21 protein-coding genes and 1 pseudogene are annotated in these 20,688 nt (G+C 41.7%); 12 read left to right on the top strand and 10 right to left on the bottom strand.

The features are described 5' to 3' along the window. Positions 1 to 140: 140 nt before the first annotated feature. The 3 genes from ABH008_RS08190 (at position 141) to ABH008_RS08180 (ending at position 3,544) form a co-directional block, all read left to right on the top strand. Positions 141 to 1,352 carry a hypothetical protein gene (locus ABH008_RS08190; protein WP_347989363.1) on the top strand — a complete coding sequence of 404 codons (1,212 nt, stop codon included), beginning with the start codon at positions 141 to 143 and terminating at the stop codon, positions 1,350 to 1,352. Continuing rightward, the gene (locus ABH008_RS08185) at positions 1,349 to 2,467 is read left to right on the top strand and encodes a HupE/UreJ family protein (RefSeq protein WP_347989362.1); all 1,119 of its coding nucleotides are present in this window, start codon (positions 1,349 to 1,351) and stop codon (positions 2,465 to 2,467) included. Before ABH008_RS08190 ends, ABH008_RS08185 begins: the two co-directional genes overlap by 4 nt. A 219-nt stretch (positions 2,468 to 2,686) precedes the next feature. Next, entirely contained in the window at positions 2,687 to 3,544 is an 858-nt protein-coding gene (locus tag ABH008_RS08180; RefSeq protein ID WP_347989361.1) for a DHHA1 domain-containing protein, read from the top strand. Positions 3,545 to 3,734: 190 nt separating this feature from the next. On the opposite strand, the gene ABH008_RS08175 is transcribed toward ABH008_RS08180, so the two are convergent. Continuing rightward, entirely contained in the window at positions 3,735 to 4,625 is an 891-nt protein-coding gene (locus ABH008_RS08175; protein ID WP_347989360.1) for a hypothetical protein, read from the bottom strand. Between the two features lie 334 nt (positions 4,626 to 4,959). Here ABH008_RS08175 and ABH008_RS08170 point away from each other — a divergent pair, with 334 nt between their 5' ends. The 5 genes and pseudogenes from ABH008_RS08170 (at position 4,960) to ABH008_RS08150 (ending at position 9,753) form a co-directional block, all read left to right on the top strand. Next, a complete protein-coding gene (locus ABH008_RS08170; protein WP_347989359.1) occupies positions 4,960 to 5,715 on the top strand; it encodes a hypothetical protein in 756 nt (251 codons plus the stop codon). A gap of 234 nt (positions 5,716 to 5,949) precedes the next feature. Beyond that, on the top strand, positions 5,950 to 6,987 hold the full coding sequence (locus tag ABH008_RS08165; protein ID WP_347989358.1) for a coproporphyrinogen III oxidase: 1,038 nt from the start codon (positions 5,950 to 5,952) through the stop codon (positions 6,985 to 6,987). A gap of 114 nt (positions 6,988 to 7,101) precedes the next feature. Continuing rightward, a pseudogene (locus ABH008_RS08160) lies at positions 7,102 to 7,236 on the top strand (RtcB family protein); the annotation flags it as partial. A gap of 371 nt (positions 7,237 to 7,607) precedes the next feature. Continuing rightward, positions 7,608 to 8,435, top strand: coding sequence for a putative phage abortive infection protein (locus ABH008_RS08155; protein WP_347989357.1), 828 nt, complete (start codon positions 7,608 to 7,610; stop codon positions 8,433 to 8,435). A 607-nt stretch (positions 8,436 to 9,042) separates the two neighbouring features. Then, positions 9,043 to 9,753, top strand: coding sequence for a hypothetical protein (locus tag ABH008_RS08150; RefSeq protein WP_347989356.1), 711 nt, complete (start codon positions 9,043 to 9,045; stop codon positions 9,751 to 9,753). Positions 9,754 to 9,945: 192 nt separating this feature from the next. Here ABH008_RS08150 and cysG read toward each other — a convergent pair whose 3' ends face one another. The 7 genes from cysG to ABH008_RS08115 form a co-directional block, all read right to left on the bottom strand. Further along, positions 9,946 to 11,331 (bottom strand): siroheme synthase CysG, encoded by a 1,386-nt coding sequence (cysG, locus tag ABH008_RS08145; RefSeq protein ID WP_347989355.1) that lies wholly within the window; start codon positions 11,329 to 11,331, stop codon positions 9,946 to 9,948. Between the two features lie 44 nt (positions 11,332 to 11,375). Continuing rightward, entirely contained in the window at positions 11,376 to 12,392 is a 1,017-nt protein-coding gene (gene cobD / locus ABH008_RS08140) for a threonine-phosphate decarboxylase CobD (RefSeq protein WP_347989963.1), read from the bottom strand. Then, entirely contained in the window at positions 12,376 to 13,305 is a 930-nt protein-coding gene (cbiB, locus tag ABH008_RS08135) for an adenosylcobinamide-phosphate synthase CbiB (RefSeq protein WP_347989354.1), read from the bottom strand. The genes cobD and cbiB overlap by 17 nt, the downstream gene beginning before the upstream one ends. Positions 13,306 to 13,318: 13 nt before the next feature. After that, complete coding sequence (locus tag ABH008_RS08130) at positions 13,319 to 13,885, bottom strand: cytochrome c (RefSeq protein ID WP_347989353.1); 567 nt, start codon at positions 13,883 to 13,885, stop codon at positions 13,319 to 13,321. Positions 13,886 to 14,064: 179 nt separating this feature from the next. Beyond that, positions 14,065 to 14,589, bottom strand: coding sequence for a hypothetical protein (locus tag ABH008_RS08125; protein WP_347989352.1), 525 nt, complete (start codon positions 14,587 to 14,589; stop codon positions 14,065 to 14,067). A 106-nt stretch (positions 14,590 to 14,695) separates the two neighbouring features. Beyond that, on the bottom strand, positions 14,696 to 15,100 hold the full coding sequence (locus ABH008_RS08120) for a hypothetical protein (protein ID WP_347989351.1): 405 nt from the start codon (positions 15,098 to 15,100) through the stop codon (positions 14,696 to 14,698). 253 nt (positions 15,101 to 15,353) lie between these two features. After that, the gene (locus ABH008_RS08115; protein WP_347989350.1) at positions 15,354 to 15,812 is read right to left on the bottom strand and encodes a DUF302 domain-containing protein; all 459 of its coding nucleotides are present in this window, start codon (positions 15,810 to 15,812) and stop codon (positions 15,354 to 15,356) included. A gap of 17 nt (positions 15,813 to 15,829) precedes the next feature. On the opposite strand from ABH008_RS08115, the gene mobA reads away from it, so the two are divergent. Further along, positions 15,830 to 16,423: a molybdenum cofactor guanylyltransferase MobA gene (gene mobA / locus ABH008_RS08110; RefSeq protein WP_347989349.1), complete on the top strand. Its 594-nt coding sequence runs from the start codon at positions 15,830 to 15,832 to the stop codon at positions 16,421 to 16,423. Positions 16,424 to 16,515: 92 nt separating this feature from the next. Here the strand turns inward: mobA and ABH008_RS08105 are convergent, their stop codons facing one another. After that, positions 16,516 to 16,701 (bottom strand): hypothetical protein, encoded by a 186-nt coding sequence (locus tag ABH008_RS08105; protein ID WP_347989348.1) that lies wholly within the window; start codon positions 16,699 to 16,701, stop codon positions 16,516 to 16,518. A gap of 612 nt (positions 16,702 to 17,313) precedes the next feature. On the opposite strand from ABH008_RS08105, the gene ABH008_RS08100 reads away from it, so the two are divergent. The 3 genes from ABH008_RS08100 (at position 17,314) to ABH008_RS08090 (ending at position 19,661) form a co-directional block, all read left to right on the top strand. Next, on the top strand, positions 17,314 to 17,790 hold the full coding sequence (locus ABH008_RS08100) for a Spy/CpxP family protein refolding chaperone (RefSeq protein WP_347989347.1): 477 nt from the start codon (positions 17,314 to 17,316) through the stop codon (positions 17,788 to 17,790). Positions 17,791 to 17,992: 202 nt separating this feature from the next. Then, positions 17,993 to 18,361 carry a hypothetical protein gene (locus tag ABH008_RS08095; RefSeq protein WP_347989346.1) on the top strand — a complete coding sequence of 123 codons (369 nt, stop codon included), beginning with the start codon at positions 17,993 to 17,995 and terminating at the stop codon, positions 18,359 to 18,361. Positions 18,362 to 18,692: 331 nt separating this feature from the next. Further along, entirely contained in the window at positions 18,693 to 19,661 is a 969-nt protein-coding gene (locus tag ABH008_RS08090; protein ID WP_347989345.1) for a sigma-54 dependent transcriptional regulator, read from the top strand. Positions 19,662 to 19,677: 16 nt separating this feature from the next. Here ABH008_RS08090 and ABH008_RS08085 read toward each other — a convergent pair whose 3' ends face one another. After that, positions 19,678 to 20,547 (bottom strand): HDOD domain-containing protein, encoded by an 870-nt coding sequence (locus ABH008_RS08085; protein WP_347989344.1) that lies wholly within the window; start codon positions 20,545 to 20,547, stop codon positions 19,678 to 19,680. Positions 20,548 to 20,688 lie beyond the last annotated feature (141 nt).

The raw sequence follows: 20,688 nt of genomic DNA, 5'->3' as shown, positions 1-20,688 counted from the left end.
GGTTGCCCACGCGGAAGATGAAATGAAACTGCGTGGGCATTACCCTGCCCACTCCACACGAAGAGTAACGAAATAATTCGCTGAACGCCACTCAGAAATTACGTTTCCAGCCACTCCCAACGCGATGAGGATACTCTCTTATGACATATAGACAGCTTATCTGTAAATTTTTAAAACAGATGCAGACAATCACTCTAATTTTGGCAGCATTGACCATCTACAGTAATGCCCAAGCTATTCCTTATACACCCGATAATCCGCAACAAGTACTGGAAAGCTTGCCTGCGCGAGGCACAGCCTGGCTAGAAGTTAGAAATTTACGTGACCGCGTCAAGGCGGCACCAAACGATTTAGCCGTGGCGTTAGAATTAGTAAAACGTTATATAGAATTGGGTAGAGCTGAGTCCGATCCTCGCTACTATGGTTATGCCGAAGCCGTGTTAACGCCTTGGCTGAAAAATGCTCACCCCAGTGCAGAAGTATTAACTTTACGCGCCACTTTGTACCAAAATAGGCATGAATTCCCGGCGGCACTTCATTATTTAAACCAAGCATTGGCGCAACAGCCACGTTTAGCGCAAGCCTGGTTAACCAAAGCACAAATTTTGGAAGTGCAAGGTCACTACACCCAGGCATTAAATCATTGCCTGCCTTTATTAAAACTGGCCGTGCCACTTACCAGCCAGGTTTGCATCAATTCCACACTAAGCTTAAGTGGGCAACTGAATACTGCTTATCAACAGCTACAGAAAGTAATGTTATCAGCCTCCTCTTCCTCAGCCGCAGAACAACAATGGGCGTGGGTTACTTTGGCAGAAATGGCAGAACGCCTAGGTGATACCGAGGCTGCCGAACAACATTATCAACAGGCCCGACAAATACCTTTGCAAAATGCCTATTTAACTAACACTTATGCCGACTTTTTACTCGATAGACAACGCTACCAAGAGGTTGTCAGCTTATTAAGTGAGCAAATCCGCGCCGATGGCCTATTACTGCGCTTAACCCTAGCCGAACAACACCTACATATGCCTGAGGCAGCTGAGCACATACAAATCTTGAAAGCTCGCTTTGCTGCCAGTCACTTACGGGGTGACACGGTACATCAAGGTGATGAAGCGCGTTTTTTACTCCATCTGCAAAATTCTGCCGGGCAGGCATTACCCCTGGCCTTGGCAAACTGGTCAATACAGCGTGAACCGCGCGATGCCCGCATTTTATTGGAAACAGCTCTTGCTACTCAACGTAGCCAAGCAGACGTTAAATCTGCTATAGCACTTTTACAAAATGCAGGCTTAGAAGATGTGCGCTTACAGACTCTTATTCAACGCTATCAGGAGCTACCCGCATGAAACTAATGTTCATTTTTAGTCTATTAAGCCTGCTCAGTTTCTCCGCTATGGCACATAAACCCAGCGATAGCTATCTAAGCATTAGCAACGAAGCACAGCAAAGCCATGGTCAATGGGATATTGCCTTGCGTGATCTGGAAACAGCTATCGGTTTGGATACCGATGATGATGGTGAAATTACCTGGCAAGAATTACACGCACAACAAGCCATGGTTACGGACTATGCCTTAAACAGACTTGTCATCAGCAACACAGAACAGCCCTGCGCACTAAATCCGACCGATTTTAAAGTAGATGAACACAGCGATGGCCATTACGCAGTGGTGTATTTTAAAATTGATTGCGCAAACTCTGGACCACAATTCAACATTAATTATCAATTATTTTTCGATTTTGACAGACAGCATCGCGGCTTACTGAAACTGAATAGCAATAACAGCCTTATTACGCATATATTTAGCCCCGAGCAACCCAACTATCAATTTAACGTCAATACCCAATCGCAACCCTTACAAGAGTTTTTGAGTTTTAGTTATGAAGGCTTACAGCATATCTGGAAAGGTTATGATCATATTTTGTTTTTGCTGAGTCTCATCCTGCCTGCAGCATTAAAACGTGACTATCGTGAATGGCACGCCAAACTAACACTGCGCAGTGTCTTTACCGATGTTCTGAAAATCGTTTCGGCATTTACCCTTGCTCATTCCATTACCTTGAGTCTGACCGCTTTACACTATATTGTACTGCCAAGTCGTTGGGTAGAATCAGCAATTGCCGCGTCGGTGGTATTAGCCGCCTTAAACAATATTTTTCCACGCTTTATGGCGCAACGTACTTGGTTTGCCTTTGGTTTTGGTTTAATTCACGGCATGGGTATTGCCGGCGTATTATTGGATTTAGGCTTACCAGACACCCATCGATTATATGGTTTGTTAGGCTTTAATCTAGGTGTTGAAGCGGGGCAACTGCTAATCGTTTCTGCGCTGTTGCCGCTGATTATCGTCTTGAGTCGCCGTGACTATTACGCAAAATATATACTGAAACCCGCTTCCAGCGGCATAATTACCATCGGTATGATTTGGTTACTGGAACGTAGTTTAGACTTTCAGGTATAGATTGTTACGGTAAAAAACCATGTGACAGCAGAAACCTAGGATCTACTGGTATATGCCTCGTTAATGACACCCTATGTTAGCGTAGATAATTCTGGTATAAAGCTTCATAGAACACGGGTAGGTAATATGCGCACATAGCACTATGTGCGTATGTAATCGCTATGTCGGATGTTTCGATCCATTTACTGATCAAGTTTTAGACTCACAGCGGTTAATTCTTTGAATATTATTTTGTTTCACAAAAATTGCATGGATGGTTCTGGCGCTGCCTGGGCCGCATGGTCGTACTTTAGAAATAACTCAAAATTTATTGGCGTGCAATATGATAAGCCTATGCCGCATTTTAATGCTGGGGATGATCTGTATATATTAGATTTTTCTTACAGTCCTGAAGCCATTATAGAGGCGGCGCAAAAAGCGCATACCATTACCTTAATTGATCATCATCAATCTGCCCAAAAAGAACATGAGCAGTATTGGGCAAGTCATGATATTCCTGAAAATGTCAAAATCAGCTTTGATTTAAACCACAGTGGCTGTGTTTTAGCATGGCAATACTTCTTTCCGGATAAGCCAGTACCGGAATTGTTAAGCATTATAGAAGACCATGATTTATGGAGTTTTAAATACCCAAGCACCAAAGCTATTATGTGTGCCTTGCACAACAAGACACCGTTTAAGATACAGAATTTACATAAATTGTATGGTAATACTTCGTTAAAAAATATAGAAAAAATGGGTGATCTGTTACTTGAACAACGTAATGGCAGTATTAAAAGACTTCTGGTTAAAAAGCATCCCATACAATTGGGGGGATTTAAGGGTTTAGCAGTCAACGCACCACCCGAATTTTCTAATGAAGTAGGTCATGCACTTGCGCATGAATCGAATACCTTTGGCACTACTTATCAATATGATGGTGATACACAGCGGTGGTGGTTTGCCATACGTTCAACAGGTAACTACGATGTCAGCGAAGTGGCAAAACAATATGGGGGTGGTGGCCATAAAAATGCTGCGGGTTTTAGTCTGGATCAGGATCATTTTGAAACCCTGTTTCAGAATAGGACTGCTTAACAACGAGTTTCGTTTAAGCCGATTTTTGGCATCAGAAATTCAACTCCTTTACCCTGCTTTTTTTGCTGAGCTAAATTAACGCTTCCAACTTCAGTTCAGATTGGTTCAGAATAAGTGTTCAAGTTGCCAGAATATGCACTTACAAAACGGGTGATTATTCAACGCTGTTTTGCAACTGCTTGACTTATCTTTAGTTGCGATTCTCTTTACCGATCAAGCCTTCCCATATCATACTTTTGACACGATGTGTGCCTTCGGTGTTTGTTACAAAGGCGATAAAGGCATCCTGTACACGACTAAATTCAACTCCAAAAACTTTTTTGAAGGCATCTTCAAACGGTATGCCATTGTGAACTTCACTTATTACACTAGCTAGGCGAGGTTGCACATCAGGAAAACCATGGCCATTAAAAGTGGTTCTAAGATACTCCACAAACCAAGCCCCTCCAAATTCAAGGCGGGCGTTGGCTTTAGGATCGTTCGCATCATGTACGTCGCCGCGCTGCATGCGGTGTACTACATCTGACATTTGCTCAGGAGTGAAGTTAGCTATGCTACGGGCCAACGCATGATCATAAGGTTGTGGTGGTAAGCCAAGAGAATAGCGGTACCAGAAACCATTAGTCAAACCACGTCCTTCAGTAATAAAACCAGGCACCACGCCATTGCCAGTTTGGCGTCTATCCTGAACATGGTTCAACTCATGTGCAACAGTACCTTTGGTTAGGTCAGGTAAGGTATATAAACGCTTTAACGCTATAGTAAAACCCCGACCACTTCCTCCAGAAGGCGCATTATCATCATCAAGCAAACGCAGTTGCACTGGCTGTCCATCCAATAAGGTGGGATTAACCCATTGCTGAGTTTCTAATAACCAATTCCAGGCATTCTGAACTGTCAATAGAAAAGCATGGGCTTCTTTGGGATCAAGATTTGTGTCAGAATAGAGTTCGAATCGACCGTCGCCGCTGGTCATAACTAACGGTTCGTCAGGTGCATTGCCTGCAGCCAATACCCCACTTATCAATGACAGCCAAAGACTTGCTATCAGCAAACTAACCTTAAAGTGAAACTTTTTCAAACACAATCCTCTTATTTTATTTATTTCTGTGAACAGTACTGTTAAATTGGGTTCAGATACACCATAAAATCTATGGGGCATTTTCCTATATGATACCTTACTCAGGTATATACTTTGCTGGCTGATTTATTCAGATGTCGCCGAGAATAACGTTAAAACAGGTAGACTCTTTCCATCGATGGCACTTGGAAAGAGTCGATCAATGGCTGCCTATTAGCTTAACTGTGGTGGTTAGAGTGGCCTAATCCGCATTCTTCCTTGTGTTTTTGTGGATCTTGGCAGTGTTGATATAAGCAGGGTAAGCGTAATCCATATAAGCACATAAGAGGTAATAATGAACACCGATCAACAAGCTCTAAGCAAGGTGCCAGAGGTAACGCTAGTCTTTTGGATCATAAAAATTCTTGCTACAACACTTGGCGAAACAGGTGGCGATGCAGTCTCAATGTCTATGGACCTTGGTTATCTGGTTGGTACCGGAATATTTGCAGCAATCTTTATTGTTGCTGTAATTGCTCAAATATCGGTAAAGAAATTTCACCCGATCATCTACTGGACAACAATCATTGCAACGACAACAGTGGGTACGACGCTTGCCGATTTTGCAGATCGTTCGCTAGATATTGGTTATACAGGCGGTACGACAATACTGTTCAGTTTGCTCATGGCATCGCTGTTCATTTGGTATCGTATTCTGGGTTCGGTGGCGGTTAATACTGTGACTTCACCGAAATCTGAAATGTTTTACTGGATCACCATCATGTTTTCTCAAACCTTGGGAACCGCGCTCGGTGATTGGACGGCAAATTCAGCTGACCTTGGCTACAGTGGCAGCGCGATAGTTTTTGGCTTGATGTTAGTAATCATTGCAGTGGCGTATTACAAAACAAAAATTTCCCATACAATCTTGTTTTGGTCAGCGTTTATACTTACGCGGCCACTTGGAGCCGTAGTCGGTGACTTCCTGGATAAGCCGATAAGTAAGGGTGGTTTGGAACTCAGCCGTTATTCGGCGTCAGCAACATTATTTGTTTTAATGGCCTGTTTTATCTTCTTTTTTGCGCAAAAACCTGCAAAACAAGTGCATTAAGCCCAACGCGCCGTCAATAACATTTATGGCTAGATAGTCGTTCCCTAGAAATACCTCAACTTAGTACGTTGTCGTTTTTGGGAGATAAAACGTGCCGAATTTCAATCAATTTGTAATTGTAAACTTATCCCCCCTATCAAAAACGGACAGATCTGTTGCCAATTTTGAAATCCAAATCCCTTTTGCTTATGTAACAATACATATGTCTTCATCTCTAGCAGGAAATAACCATAAATGAACAGGATCAAAGCCAAATCATCACGTGCCGAATTGGCCTACTCATTAGTTTGTGACTTGCAACATCGTTTTATTAATAGATTGAACAAGATCAGCAACAAGTTCGGTAATGGCAATGTTTTTGTACCGATAGAATGGTTGCGCGACCAGGGGAAGCATGGCGGAGGCATGCGCTATATGGCGACCGACGAGACGATATTCAATCGCGGGTCGGTCAATACCTCTCAGGTGCAGTATGACGATGATGACAGCAAGAAACTGGCATCCGCTTCGGCGATTTCCACCATTATCCATCCCGACAATCCGCTGGCACCTTCAGTGCATATTCACCTCAGCTGGACCGAAATGAAGGACGGCAGTGGTTATTGGCGAGTAATGGCTGACCTAAACCCATCTAACGAGTACGATGCGGATAAAGAACAGTTTGCCGAAAAACTCAGGCAGGCTGCAGCGGAACGGTACGATGAAGCTGCCGCACAGGGTAATAGTTACTTCAATATTCCAGTGCTGGGACGCCACCGCGGCGTGACGCATTTTTATCTGGAAAACTACTTTAGTGGTGATTTCAATATCGACCTGAATATGGCAAAGACGGTTGGCGAGGCTGCTATTGATGTTTATTGCGATATTTTCTCGGCTGCCCTCGATACTCGCACATCGCCAACCGACGAGATCCGCAACAAGCAGCTTGAATACCACACTCTGTATTTCTTTCAGGTATTGACACTAGACCGTGGGACTACGTCTGGCCTATTGGTGCATAACCAAAACGATATTGGCATCCTGGCATCGCTGCCATCGCATATAAACCGTGTCTTGCTGGCTTCATGGGTACAGAAAATGCCACCACCGCAGGATCAACTGTTGCAGAACATCCTCGATTGCCTGCCAGCAACGGACATCTGCCCGGTTGAAGATGATACCAAGCAGGCATTAGCGAATTGCCTACGGAAACATTACATGGCGCATCCAGAGGCGATCAACATGCAGGCCAAAGGCAACATCATCCCTCCAACCGTTAACAATCATCGTTGAGAAAGTGATTGCAAGCTTGTGAAAAAGTGCGTTCTCTTTATATCGAACCATAAAACTCGCAATATAAATATCTAGGAATTAACTTATGAGCGTTCACCAGATTAGTCGGCAGATGGTGAACTGGGAATTATCCCCGGTAGCAAGGGCGCAAAATCTTATATCGTTCGTGGTAAAGGCAATCCACAATCCTTTTGTTCTTGTTCACACGGAGCGGGACGCTTAATGAGCCGAAGCACCGCCAAAACGCAATTTGCTAGTATGCATTAAGGGTTAAACCTATAGGGTGGCAAGCAACGATTTTAGTTTTAAAAATGGAATGTATATTGCTTTTAATTATTAAGCCGTAAAAACGTTCTATTAATGCCCCAAACTGGCCCTTTAAGCGCCTCAGCATGGGGCAATGCACCGTTGCCGTGCATTACACAAAACCTTATGTGCTAAAAAGTGTTCGATCCGGAAGAGCTATAAGCGATGACGGGCATTTTTTAGCCCATCATTGCTATTACTTTTGACATAACAAAACAATGCTAAACAAGTTAAAAAACATATTTTCACTCTTTAAAATTTCTTTTGTAGCCGTCTCTTTATTTTTAGGAATACTGTTTATAAATCTGGTTTTTGTGATAACAGACGAATTTCACTTAGGTAAGATTGATAAAGAAGCTTTTGGAGATCTGGGATGTTTTGTTGGAGGGTATGTAGGTGCCTATTTTACTCTATGCAACGTCATTCTACTTTTTATTACCTTTAGGGATTACCGGAAAGCTTATACCAAGCAAAGTTTTGAGACTCATTTTTTTGAGTTATTAAAAATGCACAGGGAAAACGTATCAGAACTTCAAATAGAAGTTAAAACAGAAATAAAAGTAGAGAAAGGCAGAAAAGTTTTTGTACTTTTATACCGCGAGTTTAGATTTATTCTGCAAGCCATTGAAGATATAGAATCAAGCTTTTCTAATGAAGATAAATGTATCATTGCCTATTGTTGCTTATATTATGGAACGGGGAGAAACTCGACGCGTTTACTTAAAAATGCCTTGAGCCATTATGACAAGAATGAGTTTGTAAATAAGCTGTTAGATAAAATAAAAAACTATTTTGAACAGCTTGATCCGATTGAAAACGAGGATAAGAAATGGATTAAACATGAACTTTTCGGTGGCCATATAACACGTTTACGCCACTTATTTTTACATTTATATGAAACATTTAACTATGTTGACACCAATTGTACAGATACCAATGAAAAAGAAAAATATTTTAAAATAATTCGTGCGCAACTTTCGCTGCATGAACAAACTTTATTACTTTTTCATAGTATTTCACATATATCGGGCAAATGGAGTAAAGATATATTACTCAATTATAATATAGCCCAAAACTTTCCTCTTGATTTTGTCGATTCAGAAAAAGTACTGGATATAAAAAAGTTATTTAATTTAGACTAAATACGCCTATTAAAAAATCAAAACAGAGGGCAAGTTAACAATCAACCTGCTCTCTTTAATTGCAAGCTTCGATGCTGGCTTTCACTCTGAACTCCGGCAGTCTATGCAAGAATGACCGCTTCGATACACAACTAACTCAATTCACTAAAACTTATCGACGCTGAAAACCTATATCCGCTATTCGACAGTTTTGAACTAATGGAAACTGTCTTAAATCCCTATTGACAGGTTACAGCGGCATTATTTTGCAGTCGCAGGAAATAAAAACCAACAACTATAAAAGGAAAATATCTAAATTAAAGAATAACTGATTGATTGATAAGCTTAGTAATAAGGGTTGCCGATTCATGATCAGAAGGGAATTTTTTTGCCATGTTGCTTTTAATTAAAGTTTATAAACAAGATAGGCGGTTTATTTTAAATTTATGTAAATAAATCAAAGGTATTCTTAACTTAACTTTACATTTTTTTACATAAAACTCTGTCTAATTTCTAATTAATTGGCTGATAATCTGCTTAGGGAAAAGTAGGTGTTCGATGTATTTATGTCTTAATGATAGTGCATGAATAGTTCGAGCATTTCTTGACTTTTAATTGGAGAACGAAAATGTCTATCAGCAGCATATCAAGCAGTAGTAATTGGTTATATCAACTTAATAATAGCCAAAATATTAATTCTAGTAACAGTTCGAGTGGCAGCACAAATAGCAGTAATGGGCTTGACATGGCACCCCCGCCAGGACCACCACCCTCCGGTATTATGAGTGCAATTACCCAAGCTTTATCGCAAATAGGCATTGGTAGTAGCTCGTCATCTAGCTCGACTGGTTCAACAACAGCAACTGATTCAACGTCGGGGACATCTTCTTCGTCATCCACAACCAGTGCAGATGCCGCCCAGGCTTTGGCGACTTTTATGCAGAACCTGATGGCAGCATTGCATGCTCAAAGCGGCAGTGATAGCAATCAAGATACGGCAAACAGCAGCAATGGAAATACTGACAGCAACCAGGCAAATTCTACCAGCAGCATTAACGGTGCTGGTCGGACAGGCCCGAATATACAGGCTGACTTACAAAGTTTAATGCAAGAATTGTCATCCGCTTCCTCCTCGACAAGTTCGACCAGCTCAACAAGCTCATCGTCGTCAAGTACTACAGATTCCACACTCAGCAGTTTAGAAAAAAGTTTTAGCGATTTAGAGAGCGCTCTAGGTGGGAGTAGTACTGCGACTTTAAGTAGTTTTTTACAATCATTTTCCAGTAATCTACAAAACTTTTCTGGCAGCTCCGGTAGCTTGTTAAATACTCAGGCGTAATTTAGGTATTGTTATTGACACACTACGTCTGGTTTTTTTTAATACCGTCAATAACAGCATAAACAGGGCTGGTTAAATTAATTAAATTTAACCAGCCCAAAGGCTATTTACTTAAGACGGCTCTGGTTGCATTACATACTTTCCGTAATTCAACAATTTACGCTATATCCATTTTAACCCAATATTTTTACTCTACTCTATTCGAAACCAATCCAACTGTTGCCGTAGTTTCACTACATTACCGACAATAATTAAAGTGGGTGCTTTTATTTCATCTAATTCTGCATGTTGATGCATGTCGGCCAAACTGCCTGTTAATACCCGTTGCTGGCGAGTAGTGCCTTGCTGAATGATAGCAATCGGCAGCTCTGCGGGACAACCATGTGCTATCAATTCTTGGCAAATGGTTTCCAGCCCTACCAAGCCCATATAGATAACCACCGTTTGATTGGGTCTGGCTAATTGTGGCCAATCCAGATTGACTGTACCATCCTTGAGATGTCCGGTGACAAAAATACAGGACTGAGCGTAATCCCGATGGGTCAGCGGAATACCCGCATAACTGGCACAACCAGCGGCTGCGGTAATACCTGGAACCACCTGAAAACTGATACCTTGCTGCATTAAGGTTTCGATTTCTTCACCGCCGCGACCAAAAATAAATGGATCGCCCCCTTTCAACCTTGCCACGCGTTTGCCAGCCAGCGCCAGATCGGCTAGTAACTGGTTGATTGATTCTTGCGGCAAACTATGTAGGCTACGCTGCTTGCCGACGTAGATTTTTTCGGCATCGCGTCTGGCCATCTCCAACACACCGTCCGACACTAAGCGATCATACACAATCACGTCAGCCTGTTGCATCAATCGTAAGGCTTTAAAGGTCAGTAAATCCGGATCGCCCGGCCCGGCACCAATTAAATAGACCTCGCCGTGAGTTTGTGAGTTTTCAACGCGGGATAATTGCGTATTAAAATGCTGTTCCGCTTCCTGTTCCTGGCCTGCAAAGACTAATTCGGCAGTGCGCCCTTGCAGCACATTTTCCCAAAAAATCCTACGTTTTGCCGGTTGTGTTATATGTTGCTTAACCCTTTCCCGGTATTTTTCGGCAAATACCGCCAAGCGCCCATAAGCGGCCGGAATAGTGCTTTCAATTTTAGCGCGCAATAAGCGGATTAATACCGGCGAGGCACCACCTGAAGAAATGGCGACCAACAAAGGTGAACGATCGACAATAGCCGGAAATATAAAACTGCATAGATCTGGATTATCCACCACATTGACGGGAATATGCAGCTGATTCGCTGCTTGTGCAATTTCGATATTGGTGGGTAGGTGATTGGTGGCAGCGACCACCAGACGCATGCCTGTTAATACTTGTGGATTAAACGCTTGCTGGTGGACAACAATTATGCCGGCTTCCGCCATAGCTGCTACCTTAGCACCTATATCCAGAGCAACGACCACTATACGGGCATTAGCTTTTGCCAATAACTCAATTTTACGCGCGGCTATTTCGCCAGCGCCTATTACCAGACAGGGCTGGTCTTTCAATTTCAGGAAAAGGGGAAAATAATCCATGTGTACCGTTTTTGTGCAAAAGTGAAAGATAATCTTTAGAAAAGTTATCCGTATTTAGCTAAAAGACCGCTAATTTCAGCGCTGCGTAAAGCCTGATCCAAGCGCTGCCAATCTAATTCATTACCCGGCAATCCGAATCGCAAACTGACTGGCATGTTAAACAAACGCGTAAAAATTCCTTGTCTGGCTAACAATGTGTGTAATTTTTCAGCTTGTGGATGCACTACCCACTGAAAAAGTGCACTACTACCCTGCGTAACCCAGCCATTCTGATTTAATAGTGTGACCAAGCGCTGCCGTTGCTGACTAAGTGTCAGAATGGCGGCCTGTTGCCAAGCACGGTCTGCCAAAGCCAGAGCCGTAACATAACGGGCAGAATGACTGATCGTCCACGGACCCAGTTTTTCGGCAATGCGGGTTAGTAGCGTTTGTTCCGCAATCATAAAACCGCAACGAACACCCGCCAATCCAAAAAACTTGCCTACCGAACGCAGAATAATAAGCCCTTTCTTTACAGGCAAGGCCGAAAGGCTATATTCAGGCATGTTATCAATAAAAGCTTCATCCACGATCAACCATCCTCCACGTTGACTGAGTTTATGATGCCAGTCCAGCAATCGTGCTGGCTCCCATAATTTACCGGTAGGATTATTGGGGTTAATAATAATTAACACATCCAGAGTATCCAATTCCGATTCAATATTGTCGATATCCAATATGCGTAATTGATGGCCCGCATTTTCCCAGCCAGTAGCATGTTCTGCATAGGCGGGATGTAAAACACCCACCTGCGCGGGCGCTCTCAGTGTCGGCAATAGCTGGATAGCTGCTTGAGAACCTGCAACGGCTAATAAGGAAGAATTTTGATAATAAAGCCTGGCGTTTGGCAATAACTCGTCATTATCTTCCGGTAAACGTTGCCAACAATGGGCAGGTATAGCGGGTACCTGCCAGCCATTGGGATTAATACCTGTAGACAAATCCAGCCAATCAGTTAGGGGTATACCATACTGATGTGCCGCTTCCCGTAATCGCCCACCATGCTCAAGCAAAGTTAACACCGACAACAATAAGCAGCCACCATAGCCAGCAAGTGCGGTAAATTAATTGGCAAGCTCGATCAATATCGTTATTTTGTGGAATGTTTTTTCCGCCAAACCAAGGCTTTTGTTTAGGTACGCCAGCATAGATTGCTGGCCCGCCTAATTGCAAATTTAATGCCCCTGCCCCCGCAGACATAACCGGCCCGGCATTAGGGCTTTCCAGCAGTGGTGCGTGGTAGCGCCACGCCTGCAAAGCTTGAGAACTATTTCCTAATACGGTATAGCTTAAGGCTGTTAAGCGGGCAGGCAGCCAATTCATTGCATCGTCGAATCGGGCACTTGCCCATCCAAAATGGCGATAACGCAGGGTTTTGTAACCCCACATGGCATCTAGGGTATTGCTTAACCGATACAGTACTGCGCCAAATGGCCCCAGCAACACAAACCAGAATAATGGCGCAAACACTGCGTCTGCACCATTTTCCAATACAGATTCAATCGTAGCACGGCGTATATCTGCATCGCTCATATGAGCAGTTTGGCGGCTGACAATCTTGCTTACCTGCAAACGCGCATCGCTTAAATCGTTTGCTTGTAAAGCAATATGTACCGCTTGTGCATGTTGCTGCAAACTGCGCGCACCTATACAAAAATACAGGGTTAATGTACCGAAAACTATTTCCACCCATGGGGACTGGGGTTGCCAGAGCAGCCAGGCAAAACTTGGCACTATCGCCAGAATCATAGCCACAACCCCAAACAGGCGCTGATAATTCTCGGAAATATCAAGCCGCAGTAAACCCTGCTCTAAATACTTAACCCATTTACCAAACGCGACCAAGGGATGATAGGTGTTTGCAGGCTCACCCAAATAGTAATCTAAACTTATAGCTAAACCCAGAGTGACGCTCAATATGATGGCTGGTGTCATCGCTTTGTTAAGATTATTCCAAGGTGCCTAAATAAGCGCTAATAGCCTTAATATCTTCATCACTCAGCGTTTTGGCAATCATATTCATATGTCCGGCTTTACGTTCGCCACTTTTAAAATCATGTAATTGCTTGGCAAGATAATCGGCATGTTGACCAGCCAATCTGGGTACTTGTGCCTGACCGGTTAGTTTTGCACCATGACAACCCAAACACATATTCACCTTATCTTTACCCTGTTTGGCCAAGTTGGTATCGCCACCTGAAGATTTGCTGGGCAGACTAGCAAAATAAGCGGCTAAATTCTGGATATCAGCATCACTTAAATCCTTAGCCAAGGGTTGCATCATGGCATTGCTACGACTGCCAGTTTTAAAGCTGTTTAATTGCGCTTCCAGGTATGAGTGGCTTTGTCCAGCCAGACTGGGAAATAGTGCCATGCTACTCACACCTGCACTACCATGACAACCTTGACAAACCATTGCGCGATTTTTGCCAGCCACTAGATCTGCGGCATAAACATTAAAAGCACTGAAAGTTACCAGTAGAGCTGCACCGATTTTTTTATAATAGTTATGCATATCAGTTCCTCAATGAGCGAGTGGTTGAAAAAACTGTGCGGGTGATACAGCCATCACCCAAAGTGTCGGTAACATATTAGCGTATACCCTGTTTTTAAACCAGAACTGGCATTAACGCCACGCTTATCTTATTGATGTATAAATTAAAGTCTTAAGCAACTTAACAGCTTATACACTGCTTAACTACGACGTAAAGGTAGAACATGAAAAATATCCACTTCTATCATGGCAAAGGCTACAATCCAAAGACAGGCATCGTAAGCATCCAGCCAGGAGGATTGTATTAACCAGGCTGGAACCATGGCGGTTAAACAGATAAAAACGCATGCGTTAATCATTTTAAATTGATTTTGCCTTACTGCTACCCGCTCTGGAAAACGTATTTCAAGCTCTAATAGTGCAATCAGGGTAAACCAGAGTAAAGCATTGATAACTTCCAGCCATTCTTGCTGATAGACATATCCAAAAAACACCAGTACCACCAGCGCAATCAGGCTATTTCTGCAAGTTTCCTGGGTATTTTTACTAATATTGGCTAAATTTTCATCGGCTTCCAATTCATACAAAATCAACAAACCTACCCAAGCCAAAGCATCCAAAGCACTTATCAGGGTATCCAATAACGCATAAGCGATGATATTAATGCTCAGTAAAGTTAGCAGAATAAGTTTAGTTTTTGGATAGCGCAAAGATAGAATATTCATCAACAGAGTTTATATGAGATAAGTTGACCGTATAAATCGGGTGTTTATGTTGGGTAGATTTGTACTTACCCAACATGGCTTACAATGCAACCTCTGATTAGTAGGGTTACTTTACAAAGCAGGCTTTTTCTGCTGCCGCTTCTGCATCTTTTAACTGACCACGTAAATCTTTTGATTGTTTAGGGTCGCGAAAAGGCGCACCGTTTTCGCCAGGGGTTTTCTGCATTTGTACAAAAGTACGTGCGGCTTCGTAATCTGAAAAACTCAATTTTTCCGCAATTTTATCAATTTTACAACCGCAAGCGTATTGATTGATATAGCTGAGACCACCATGTTTGGCTACGCATTCCAGTACGTAATCCACTCGATCACGGGTTGGATATTCATTAATAAATGTTTCAGGCTCTGCTACTTCTGTGGAAGCTACAGACAAATCTGGCTCGTTTAACGTCGCACATGCTGTTAATAAAAACGCTAATGAAGCGGCAGATAAGAGTGAAATTTTTTGCATGTTATTGCTATCCTCAAGGTAAAAAACGGGTAAGATGTGGCATATAATTCAATAGCTGGCTAAAGTCAGTTATCTATACCGCTAATGCACAGTTTTGCTTTGCAAACTCGAAAAACGCACTTCGGCCATCGGCTATTATAAATCAGCTTTAGCGACTAAGCCCTCTGATAATTAATTGATCAGTATCGATCTGTTTCAAATCATATGGCAATGCATCGGCAATACCTAGCAAACGGGGTTTTAAGGGCTCTACTTAGGGTTTTGCTGCAAAATCGACAATTTGTCTTAACTGAGGATTCATCTGCTGGGCGAACTCGTTTAGCGCTTGATTATCGTTATCTTCTGGTAACAAATGCGTTTTAATGATGGTTTTTCCGTCCAGTTGATAAGTCACAATATTACAGGGCATAAACCCAATAGCGGGTGGACTAATTTCCAGCATGGTTTTCGCCAGAGTCAAATTGCAAAACTGAATGGTATCAAACTCAGGAAAATTTTCAGCGCCTCGCTCTCGGATTACCTTACCTACTCGGCTATGGGCCGTAATACGAAAATTATGTTCGGCAATAGCCACATCAAGATCAATTAACACATCATCATACGGCTTTGGGGTTTCTACCTGATAAAATGGCACACGTTCACCTGACAATGGCCATAGCGAACAACCACTAATGAACAACAGGCTTAGGACAATGAAAACTCTCTTTAACATACATAAAGCTTAGCATTATGCACGCACAAAACAAAGTAAGTGGTGTAGTTTTGGCAGGTGGGCAGGCTAAACGCATGCAGCAACAGGATAAAGGCTTATTACTGTTGAATGGACGCCCCTTAGTCAGTTACACTTTGGCAGCCATGTTACCTTTAGTCGACGAACTAATGATTAGTGCTAACCGCAATCAGATGAAGTATAGTCAATTCGGTTATCCGATTGTTGCCGATCAGTCTCAAAATTTCCAGGGTCCCTTAGCAGGCATACTCGCGGCTATGCAAGTCGCAGAATATCCATTGTTACTAGTGGCACCCTGCGATACCCCTCTTCTGCAAAGCCAATATTTACTGCGCTTATTAAACGCGTTAACGCCAGAAACTCATCTGAGTATAGCCTTTGATGGTGAACGCATGCATCCAGTCTGCATGGCAGTCAAAACCCAGCTGTATGGCAATTTGTACGACTTTTTAAAAAATGGGGGCCGAAAAATGCAACACTGGGTTAATCAGCAACAAAGTGTACAGGTTGACTTAAGCGATGTGCCTGAAATATTTATCAACATTAATACACCCACTGAATTAGACGCTTTAGAAGAAAACCTGAAAAAGTAACTCTTGGTAAATTTACCCAGAGCTGAAACTAAAAATCTTAATCAGCTTAAGTAGATAACTATTGTTGTTAATGGGTTATCCACTCTTTATGCTTATTCGATTTCTTTGTTTTTCAAATCTCGACTAATCGCCAAATTGATTAGATGAATAGCCCAATAGCTTATTAATGCAAATATGAGGATGGGAATAAATGCATTATTTTGAATAAGGGCTAATATTGCCGATAGTAAAAACAGACCAAGTGATAAATTTTTCAACGGAGAGATCAGTTTGTGCATTTTGCCGCCTAGACTGAATTCAGTCGCAGTTTAGTATGGGATAACCATAGACTGATATGTAACTTTTTACAATACCTCAATTTGTAGATTTGTTATTTCATTCAAAGAAACAATAAAATATATTTGATCTAGCTCATCAACGTATAGCAAGGTTAACGCGACAAAAAAGCAAATTTATCAAGTCGACATAAAAAATCTCAACACGTCATCGAATGACTATCCCTAATCTAATTTTAATCTAAACTTAACTGTATTCTAAGAAAACAAGTTTAGAATTTCTTTCAAGTGCAAAATTTAGGGTGTAATGATGATCGACTCCAAAACTGTAACGTCCAAAAATATTAGCCAATCAAACATCAGCAGCAGTCGTTATGTAACAACTGATGGCTTAGTTAAATATTGCATAACATCCCCTCTGCTTGAGCTGCCTATCGATTTTAAGGAATGGTTCAAGCCGGCAATTACCTCAACCAATCAACTATGAGCATGATAAGCGCTAATTAAGCCAGCCAATCAAGATCCTAAGTAGTGACAAACAATAACAATAAGCTGTACAAGAGCCCTCCCCCTAATAATCTATCAAAACCTGAATAACTACTCTGGAGTAACAACGTGAAAGTAAGTGGCAACAATGTCTTAAATGTAAGTAAACACCTTATTTTATCAGTCGCAATGGCCACAAGCCTGTTATTTGTACCCGGTTTATCGTTGGCCGTTGATAAAGACGCGCACGAAGATCAAACCGAATTACGCATTAAGGATATGCATACAAAATTAAAAATTACAGCAGAGCAGGAAGCACAATGGTCAAAAGTAACGCAAGTCATGCTTGAAGAAGCTAAAAACATGGACTCACTAACTCAAACCAGAATCGAACAGGCCAAGAATATGACGGCCATTGACGATCTTAAATCCTATGCAGAGATTGCAGAAGCCCATACAAACGGGATAAAAAAGCTGATTCCGGCTTTTGCAGAACTTTATTCTGGCATGTCTGATACCCAGAAAAAGGAAGCCGACCTGTTGTTCCGCGAAGGTTTCAGTAAACAAAAACACAAAAAAGCGCACAAGGAAGCCGCTGGTAATTAATCGCAAGTATTGCTAAAAACACTTGGGCAACCAGTGTATGTCAGAAAAAATCCGGATCACTCAGTTTATGGATAGTTTGACTGATTTAAAAAAAACGAACTAAGCAATGCTGTAAATGTGATTTTTGATTGTTGTTTATCTATACAAAAACTAAATACGAAACATAAAACCGCATTAAACAATCTAAAAATATAGGATAAAAATGCAAAATTTACGACTGAAAACCAGAATTTTTAAATCGACCGGAAGCAAATTCATCATGGGATTTATTATTGCTTCGACACTAAGCATGCTGCCTATGTCTTCAGCGTTTGCAGATCGTGACGATTGGGGTGAACATGACAGAGGGGGGCGTGGCGGTGATCGCGACGGCTGGCGAGGCGGCGAGCATGAGCGTTGGGAACATAGACGGGAGTATGGAAATGGCTACGGTGGTTATCCACAACCTGCATACGTACAGCCCTATGGCTATGGTTATGCACCACAACCGATTTATGTTCCACCTCCAGTTCAATATTTACCACCGCAATCTCCGGGTATAAATTTGATTTTACCGCTTAACTTTCGTTAATAGTCTATCTCTCCCCAAAAAAAGTAGACAATATCTCTAGAATGCAGTGTAAGCCAATTAACAAATACCTAAAGTTGATTGGCTTAGCAAAACCGATACTATGTTCGCAATAAAGTAGACGTCTAACAATGAAAATATGTGCAGACGAAACCACTTTTAAAATAATTTGTCTCAGCTAAATACTATTGCCCTATCGTCCAATAGTGTGACAACTATACTCAACATAAACTGCTCACCATTTTTGTGTTAACAGAGGCATAACAGCATCTGATTGCATTTATTGAATTGCACACACATTACGTCTATCAAGAGTTTAGGGAGATACTTTGTTATGAGTAATTTCAAGGCTTTTATTGGTCAGTCTCCAATAATGGCCGATGTAATCAACAGTGCACGCATCGTTTCGAGTTCCGATGTCACGGTACTCATTACCGGAGAGACTGGTACAGGTAAAGAAGTGCTGGCACACGCCCTTCAACAAGAAAGTTCGCGAAGAGATAAAGCGTTTATTACCTTAAATTGTGCAGCACTACCAGAAAGTCTGGTGGAGTCCGAATTATTTGGTCATAAAAAAGGTGCATTTACGGGTGCCACAGCCGATAAAGAAGGATTGCTAAAAGCAGCAAATGGCGGCACATTATTTTTGGATGAAATTAACTCTTTAAGCTTACCGATTCAAGGCAAATTATTACGCTTTCTTGAATCTGGTGAATATATGGCGGTGGGTGACACCAAAACGCATAAATTAAATGTGCGCATTTTAGCGGCCACAAATACTGATTTAAATAAGGAAATTTTACAAGGCACCTTTCGTCAGGATTTGTATTTTCGTCTGAATGTAATTCCCATAGAATTGCCTCCGCTACGTGAAAGACTGGAAGATATTGAGGCCCTTACTGAGCATTTTTTTAGCAACTACGCCAAAACCCATGCTTTACCTGTTGCTAAGTTTAGCCCATCGTCGTTGCAATCCTTAACTAATTACCCTTGGCCGGGTAACATACGCGAACTTCGTAACTTGTGTGAACGATTTAGTATCTTAATGTCGGGTAAAACGATTGAAACTGACAGCCTGCCACCGGAAATTATCAAACATAGTTTAAATGTAATGCCATCCAGCTTTAACTTACCTTCTGATGGAGTAAAACTAGATACACTGCTAACCAGTTTTATTCAGCAAGCATTGCAAAGATCTCAAGGTAATTACAGCAAATCTGCCAAGTTACTGGGTATATCGAGATTCACTTTATACTACAGACTACGTAAAATGAGTATTGATACCCCCAAGTTCAGCGACTAACCTCTAGCCCACGCCATCAACGCGTGTAACTTTGACTCATCTCAAGCAGTTCGTGCTGTAAATCTTCAAAATCATATTCACTGAGTCCGATGTATATCAAGATGTTTTTTTTGATGCGCAAAAATTCATGATCAACTCGTGTGTGACCAAAAGTCTGACAGGATTTACAGGTGTTTTCTGCCAATTTAAGAATAGCTAGCAAGTTTTTCTGATGCTTGTCGGTTTGCACTATGTCAGCAAAAATGTCTTCGGTTTTGTGATGACTGGCAATAACTTCGGCTAGGTAAGAAGGTAATTTCCAGGCTTTAGCAACAAAATAACCCACCACCGCATGATTGGTTCCAATTCTATCGTTTTCGATATCCGTAATCTTTCGTTTGGATTCGTTATACGCTTCCGCCAGTATTTTTGGATATTGCGGATGCTTATCAACTAATAACGGAATACCGGTATTATGAAACAACCCCAGCGTATAAGCTTCATCAGGTGTTGCTAGACCTAGCTGTCGGGAAATGGCTGCACTGGTCATAGCCACATCCATGGCGTTGTCCCAGAAAGGTGTCATTTCAATAATTTTAGCATCGGAAAAGCTATCTCGAATCGACAGTGAATTAATAATATTGGCTATATTTACAATCCCCAGCAGGCAAAGCGCTTCTTTAATGGACGCTATCTGATTGCTTAATTTGAAAAATGGGCTATTAACTACTTTTAGAATACATCCCGAAATACCAATATCTTTACTGATAATTGCGCAAATATTTTCTAAACTGGTTTCAGGCATCTGCATTTCCATTTGTAGATCAACCATAATTTGCGGTTGTGGTGGTATACAAATTCCTTTCAGCAATTTATTTGCGGTTTCTTCTTCAATAACTTGGGCCATATAAATGATGGATGATGCTTACGAAAACTCACTTTCTATTATGTTATAAGTCAGTGAAACTGGAAACCTACGCACATTGGTTGATTCGATATTAAGTATAATTGTTAAATATTATTTTGTATGTGAATTGGCAAGAACTTT

The organism is Methylomonas sp. AM2-LC, from assembly GCF_039904985.1.
Lineage (GTDB): Bacteria > Pseudomonadota > Gammaproteobacteria > Methylococcales > Methylomonadaceae > Methylomonas.
Note: the sequence above shows the minus strand (reverse complement) of the source record. Positions and strands in the feature narration are given on the sequence as shown.

Bases quoted from the DNA above. Each gene is read 5' to 3' on its own strand.
- ABH008_RS08185 (WP_347989362.1), top strand. From the start codon at position 1,349: ATGAAACTAATGTTCATTTTTAGTCTATTAAGCCTGCTCAGTTTCTCC.
- ABH008_RS08190 (WP_347989363.1), top strand. From the start codon at position 141: ATGACATATAGACAGCTTATCTGTAAATTTTTAAAACAGATGCAGACA.
- ABH008_RS08095 (WP_347989346.1), top strand. From the start codon at position 17,993: ATGCAAAATTTACGACTGAAAACCAGAATTTTTAAATCGACCGGAAGC.
- mobA (WP_347989349.1), top strand. From the start codon at position 15,830: ATGCACGCACAAAACAAAGTAAGTGGTGTAGTTTTGGCAGGTGGGCAG.
- ABH008_RS08130 (WP_347989353.1), bottom strand. From the start codon at position 13,885: ATGCATAACTATTATAAAAAAATCGGTGCAGCTCTACTGGTAACTTTC.
- ABH008_RS08105 (WP_347989348.1), bottom strand. From the start codon at position 16,701: ATGCACAAACTGATCTCTCCGTTGAAAAATTTATCACTTGGTCTGTTT.
- ABH008_RS08125 (WP_347989352.1), bottom strand. From the start codon at position 14,589: ATGAATATTCTATCTTTGCGCTATCCAAAAACTAAACTTATTCTGCTA.
- ABH008_RS08120 (WP_347989351.1), bottom strand. From the start codon at position 15,100: ATGCAAAAAATTTCACTCTTATCTGCCGCTTCATTAGCGTTTTTATTA.
- ABH008_RS08115 (WP_347989350.1), bottom strand. From the start codon at position 15,812: ATGTTAAAGAGAGTTTTCATTGTCCTAAGCCTGTTGTTCATTAGTGGT.
- ABH008_RS08090 (WP_347989345.1), top strand. From the start codon at position 18,693: ATGAGTAATTTCAAGGCTTTTATTGGTCAGTCTCCAATAATGGCCGAT.
- cbiB (WP_347989354.1), bottom strand. From the start codon at position 13,305: ATGACACCAGCCATCATATTGAGCGTCACTCTGGGTTTAGCTATAAGT.
- ABH008_RS08165 (WP_347989358.1), top strand. From the start codon at position 5,950: ATGAACAGGATCAAAGCCAAATCATCACGTGCCGAATTGGCCTACTCA.
- cysG (WP_347989355.1), bottom strand. From the start codon at position 11,331: ATGGATTATTTTCCCCTTTTCCTGAAATTGAAAGACCAGCCCTGTCTG.
- ABH008_RS08085 (WP_347989344.1), bottom strand. From the start codon at position 20,547: ATGGCCCAAGTTATTGAAGAAGAAACCGCAAATAAATTGCTGAAAGGA.
- ABH008_RS08150 (WP_347989356.1), top strand. From the start codon at position 9,043: ATGTCTATCAGCAGCATATCAAGCAGTAGTAATTGGTTATATCAACTT.
- ABH008_RS08170 (WP_347989359.1), top strand. From the start codon at position 4,960: ATGAACACCGATCAACAAGCTCTAAGCAAGGTGCCAGAGGTAACGCTA.